The following is a 5,413-nucleotide window of genomic DNA, read 5'->3' as shown; positions in this document are numbered from 1 at the left end:
AAAAACAGAAAACCCCTTGAATCATTCGACTCAAGGGGCTCCTTCAAAAACGGCAGTTACCTACTCTCCCACTGTTACGCAGTACCATCGGCGTGACGAGGCTTAACTTCTCTGTTCGGAATGGGAAGAGGTGGAACCCTCGTGCTATAACCACCTTAAAAAGGTTATGACATGATGAAAAGTAAAACTTAAAAATATATCAGAATCTAACGTTACTGATATTCCGCTAAACGTATATATCGCGATCCGCACCGTCCGAAAGAAAGTGAACGGGCAATTAGTAATGCTCGGCTTTGATGTTACCACCTGTACACCTGCATCCTATCAACGTCATCGTCTGTGACGACCCTAAGAAATCTAATCTTGTGGCTGGCTTCGTACTTAGATGCTTTCAGCACTTATCCAATCCCGACTTAGATACCCGGCAATGCACCTGGCGGCACAACCGGTAAACCAGAGGTCAGTCCAACACGGTCCTCTCGTACTAGTGTCAGAGCCACGCAAATTTCATACGCCCACGATAGATAGAGACCGAACTGTCTCACGACGTTCTGAACCCAGCTCGCGTGCCACTTTAATGGGCGAACAGCCCAACCCTTGGGACCTTCTCCAGCCCCAGGATGTGACGAGCCGACATCGAGGTGCCAAACCCCTCCGTCGATATGAGCTCTTGGGAGGGATCAGCCTGTTATCCCCGGAGTACCTTTTATCCTTTGAGCGATGTCCCTTCCATACGGAAACACCGGATCACTATGCTCTAGTTTCCTACCTGATCGACTTGTTAGTCTCCCAGTCAAGCGCCCTTATGCCATTACACTCTACGGACGGTTACCAATCGTCCTGAGGGCACCTTTAGAAGCCTCCGTTACGCTTTTGGAGGCGACCACCCCAGTCAAACTACCCACCAAACAGTGTCCTCGTAACAACGAGTTAGAACTCAAATAATCAAAGGGCCGTATTTCAACAGCGACTCCACAAATACTGGCGTACCTGCTTCAATGTCTCCGGCCTATCCTACACATCAATTACCCAAATTCAATGTTAAGCTATAGTAAAGGTTCACGGGGTCTTTTCGTCCCATCGCGGGTAATCGGCATCTTCACCGATACTACAATTTCACTGAGCTCACGGTTGAGACAGTGTCCAGATCATTACACCATTCGTGCAGGTCGGAACTTACCCGACAAGGAATTTCGCTACCTTAGGACCGTTATAGTTACGGCCGCCGTTTACTGGGGCTTCAATTCAATGCTTCTCTTGCGATAACATCTCCTCTTAACCTTCCAGCACCGGGCAGGTGTCAGGCTGTATACGTAATCTTTCAATTTAGCACAGCCCTGTGTTTTTGTTAAACAGTTGCCTGGACCTATTCTCTGCGCCCAACGGAAGTTGGGACCCTTTATCCCGAAGTTACAGGTTAATTTGCCTAGTTCCTTAACCGGGAATCACTCAAGCGCCTTAGTATATTCAACCCGACTACGTGTGTCCGTTTGCGGTACGGGTACCTCAAGGATTAAGTTTAGCGGATTTTCTTGGGAGTATGATTACACGCACTATTACCGCATTCCGAAGAACTTGGTATACTATCAGGATCGACTCTCATCCTGGATTTGCCTGGGATGATCAACATCTACACCCTTCAACGGACTATTCCGTCAGTCCGCGGCGCTGTCACTGCTCCGTCTCCACGTCACTCCTTTAGGTAGTACAGGAATATTAACCTGTTCTGCCATCGGCCTCACCGTTCGGCTGAGCCTTAGGACCCGACTAACCCTGATCCGATTAGCGTTGATCAGGAAACCTTAGTCTTTCGGCGAGGGGGTTTCTCACCCCCTTTATCGTTACTTATACCTACATTTGCGTTTCCACACGCTCCAGCAAAGCTCACGCTTCACCTTCGACGCTGAGTGGAATGCTCCCCTACCGATCATTACTGATCCCATAGCTTCGGTAAAACACTTAATGCCCGATTATTATCCACGCCAAACTCCTCGACTAGTGAGCTGTTACGCACTCTTTAAATGAATGGCTGCTTCCAAGCCAACATCCTAGCTGTCTTAGCAATCTGACTTCGTTAGTTCAACTTAGTGTTTATTTGGGGACCTTAGCTGATGGTCTGGATTCTTCTCCTTTAGGACATGGACCTTAGCACCCATGCCCTCACTCCTGTGATAGAACTAATGCGCATTCGGAGTTTGTCAAGACTTGATAGGCGGTGAAGCCCTCGCATCTTATCAGTCGCTCTACCTCACATTAGTAACTCACAAGGCTGCACCTAAATGCATTTCGGGGAGTACGAGCTATCTCCAAGTTTGATTAGCCTTTCACCCCCACCCTCAGTTCATCCGGAAGCTTTTCAACGCTTATCGGTTCGGTCCTCCAGTTAGTGTTACCTAACCTTCAACCTGACCAAGGTAGATCACTTGGTTTCGCGTCTACTCCTTCCGACTTGACGCCCTATTAAGACTCGCTTTCGCTTCGGCTACATGTCTAAAGACACTTAACCTTGCCGGAAAAAGTAACTCGTAGGTTCATTATGCAAAAGGCACGCCGTCACTTCTTAAAAAGCTCCGACCGCTTGTAGGCGCATGGTTTCAGGGACTATTTCACTCTTCTATTCGAAGTGCTTTTCACCTTTCCTTCACAGTACTGGTTCGCTATCGGTCTCTCGGGAGTATTTAGCCTTACCGGATGGTCCCGGCGGATTCACGCAAGATTTCTCGTGTCCCGCGCTACTCAGGATACCACTACGCTTAATTTGACTTCGTATACCGGACTATCACCGTCTATGGTTCCACTTTCCAGAGGATTCTACTCATCAAATGTCTTGCGACATCGTGGTCCTACAACCCCACACATGCCGTAACATGAGTGGTTTGGGCTAATCCCCGTTCGCTCGCCACTACTAGGGGAATCATTATTATTTTCTTTTCCTACAGGTACTAAGATGTTTCAGTTCCCTGCGTTAGCTTCCATCAAAGATGGATGACATTCCTTCAGAATGACGGGTTGTCCCATTCGGAAATCTCTGGATCAAAGGTTATTTGCACCTACCCAGAGCTTATCGCAGCTTATCACGTCCTTCATCGCCTCCGAGAGCCAAGGCATCCGCCATGCGCCCTTGCTTACTTTCTTTCAAACTTACTTTCAAGTATCAGCTATTAAGTATCAGGTATTAAACCCGAGTACTCAATATCGCGGTACTTAAAACGTACGGTTCGATATATACTTTTAGCTCTTTACTAAATTTTACTTTTTGTACATCATGTCAAAGATCGTTTCTCTTTTCAGAGACTGTGGAGAATAACGGATTCGAACCGTTGACCCTCTGCGTGCAAGGCAGATGCTCTAGCCAGCTGAGCTAATCCCCCAAGAGGAATTGAACATTGCAATATTGCATTGACAACGACAATTTTTGTTCGGAGTAGTCCCAGGCAGAGTTGAACTGCCGACCTCTACATTATCAGTGTAGCGCTCTAACCAACTGAGCTATAGGACTATGTTCTACGCATTATCGGAGGCTTTCGGCATAATCGATGCAAGCATCGCTTATGCTCTATCTTGCTCGATAATTCAACCTTGTCTACCTGATGTTAGACTCGGCTTCTTTATTTCTCTTGTTTATCTCTATCTATACTTCTATAGATGGTGATCTATATTTATAAATAAACAAGTACCAGTAGTACAATCAATAGAACCAATGAAATCGTTGGTACGACATCACTCCAGAAAGGAGGTGTTCCAGCCGCACCTTCCGGTACGGCTACCTTGTTACGACTTAGCCCCAATTACCAGTTTTACCCTAGGACGCTCCTTGCGGTTACGTACTTCAGGTACCCCCGGCTTTCATGGCTTGACGGGCGGTGTGTACAAGGCCCGGGAACGTATTCACCGCGCCATGGCTGATGCGCGATTACTAGCGAATCCAGCTTCACGAAGTCGGGTTGCAGACTTCGATCCGAACTGAGAGAGGTTTTAGGGATTAGCATCCTGTCACCAGGTAGCGGCCTTCTGTACCCCCCATTGTAACACGTGTGTAGCCCCGGACGTAAGGGCCGTGCTGATTTGACGTCATCCCCACCTTCCTCACATCTTACGACGCAGTCTCTCTAGAGTCCTCAGCATGACCTGTTAGTAACTAAAGATAAGGGTTGCGCTCGTTATGGCACTTAAGCCGACACCTCACGGCACGAGCTGACGACAACCATGCAGCACCTTCACAAATGCCTTGCGGCTAACCTGTTTCCAGATTATTCATTTGCAATTTAAGCCCGGGTAAGGTTCCTCGCGTATCATCGAATTAAACCACATGTTCCTCCGCTTGTGCGGGCCCCCGTCAATTCCTTTGAGTTTCACCGTTGCCGGCGTACTCCCCAGGTGGAATACTTAATGCTTTCGCTTGGCCGCTTACTGTATATCGCAAACAGCGAGTATTCATCGTTTACTGTGTGGACTACCAGGGTATCTAATCCTGTTTGATACCCACACTTTCGAGCATCAGTGTCAGTTGCAGTCCAGTGAGCTGCCTTCGCAATCGGAGTTCTTCGTGATATCTAAGCATTTCACCGCTACACCACGAATTCCGCCCACCTCTACTGTACTCAAGACAGCCAGTATCAACTGCAATTTTACGGTTGAGCCGCAAACTTTCACAACTGACTTAACTGTCCACCTACGCTCCCTTTAAACCCAATAAATCCGGATAACGCTCGGATCCTCCGTATTACCGCGGCTGCTGGCACGGAGTTAGCCGATCCTTATTCATATGGTACATACAAAATCCCACACGTGGAATACTTTATTCCCATATAAAAGAAGTTTACAACCCATAGGGCAGTCATCCTTCACGCTACTTGGCTGGTTCAGGCTCTCGCCCATTGACCAATATTCCTCACTGCTGCCTCCCGTAGGAGTTTGGACCGTGTCTCAGTTCCAATGTGGGGGACCTTCCTCTCAGAACCCCTATCCATCGAAGACTAGGTGGGCCGTTACCCCGCCTACAATCTAATGGAACGCATCCCCATCTTATACCGAAAATCTTTTATAGTCAAATCATGCGGTTAGACTATAACATCGGGTATTAATCTTTCTTTCGAAAGGCTATCCCCGAGTATAAGGCAGGTTGGATACGTGTTACTCACCCGTGCGCCGGTCGCCATCATCTCTATTGCTAGAAATATGCTGCCCCTCGACTTGCATGTGTTAAGCCTGTAGCTAGCGTTCATCCTGAGCCAGGATCAAACTCTTCATTGTAATAGTATTTTTGAATATCCAAAAGGATATCCTCTTTGCTCTGTTCAGGATGCCGTACTCTTATTATTGAACTCATTTATAATACCTATAAAACAAGATATTGACGGTTCTATTTTTTTATTGTACTACTTGTATTGTTTATCAATATGTCAAAGAACTT

General features: G+C 47.2%; 2 tRNA genes and 3 rRNA genes. All 5 read right to left on the bottom strand.

What is annotated here, in order from left to right:
- Positions 1–47: 47 nt before the first annotated feature.
- A 5S ribosomal RNA gene (rrf, locus tag JCM17102_RS20475) occupies positions 48–158 on the bottom strand.
- 99 nt (positions 159–257) lie between these two features.
- Positions 258–3,135: ribosomal RNA gene (locus JCM17102_RS20470) — 23S ribosomal RNA — on the bottom strand.
- Between the two features lie 162 nt (positions 3,136–3,297).
- A tRNA-Ala gene (locus tag JCM17102_RS20465) sits at positions 3,298–3,371 on the bottom strand.
- A gap of 54 nt (positions 3,372–3,425) precedes the next feature.
- Positions 3,426–3,499 (bottom strand) — tRNA-Ile (locus tag JCM17102_RS20460).
- Between the two features lie 230 nt (positions 3,500–3,729).
- Positions 3,730–5,253, bottom strand: a 16S ribosomal RNA gene (locus tag JCM17102_RS20455).
- Together the 16S, 23S and 5S rRNA genes with 2 tRNA genes alongside form the textbook arrangement of a ribosomal RNA operon.
- Positions 5,254–5,413 lie beyond the last annotated feature (160 nt).

The sequence above is a fragment of the Bacteroides faecichinchillae JCM 17102 genome, assembly GCF_000614145.1.
GTDB classification, from domain to species: domain Bacteria; phylum Bacteroidota; class Bacteroidia; order Bacteroidales; family Bacteroidaceae; genus Bacteroides; species Bacteroides faecichinchillae.
This window is presented reverse-complemented; position numbering and strand designations above follow the sequence as displayed.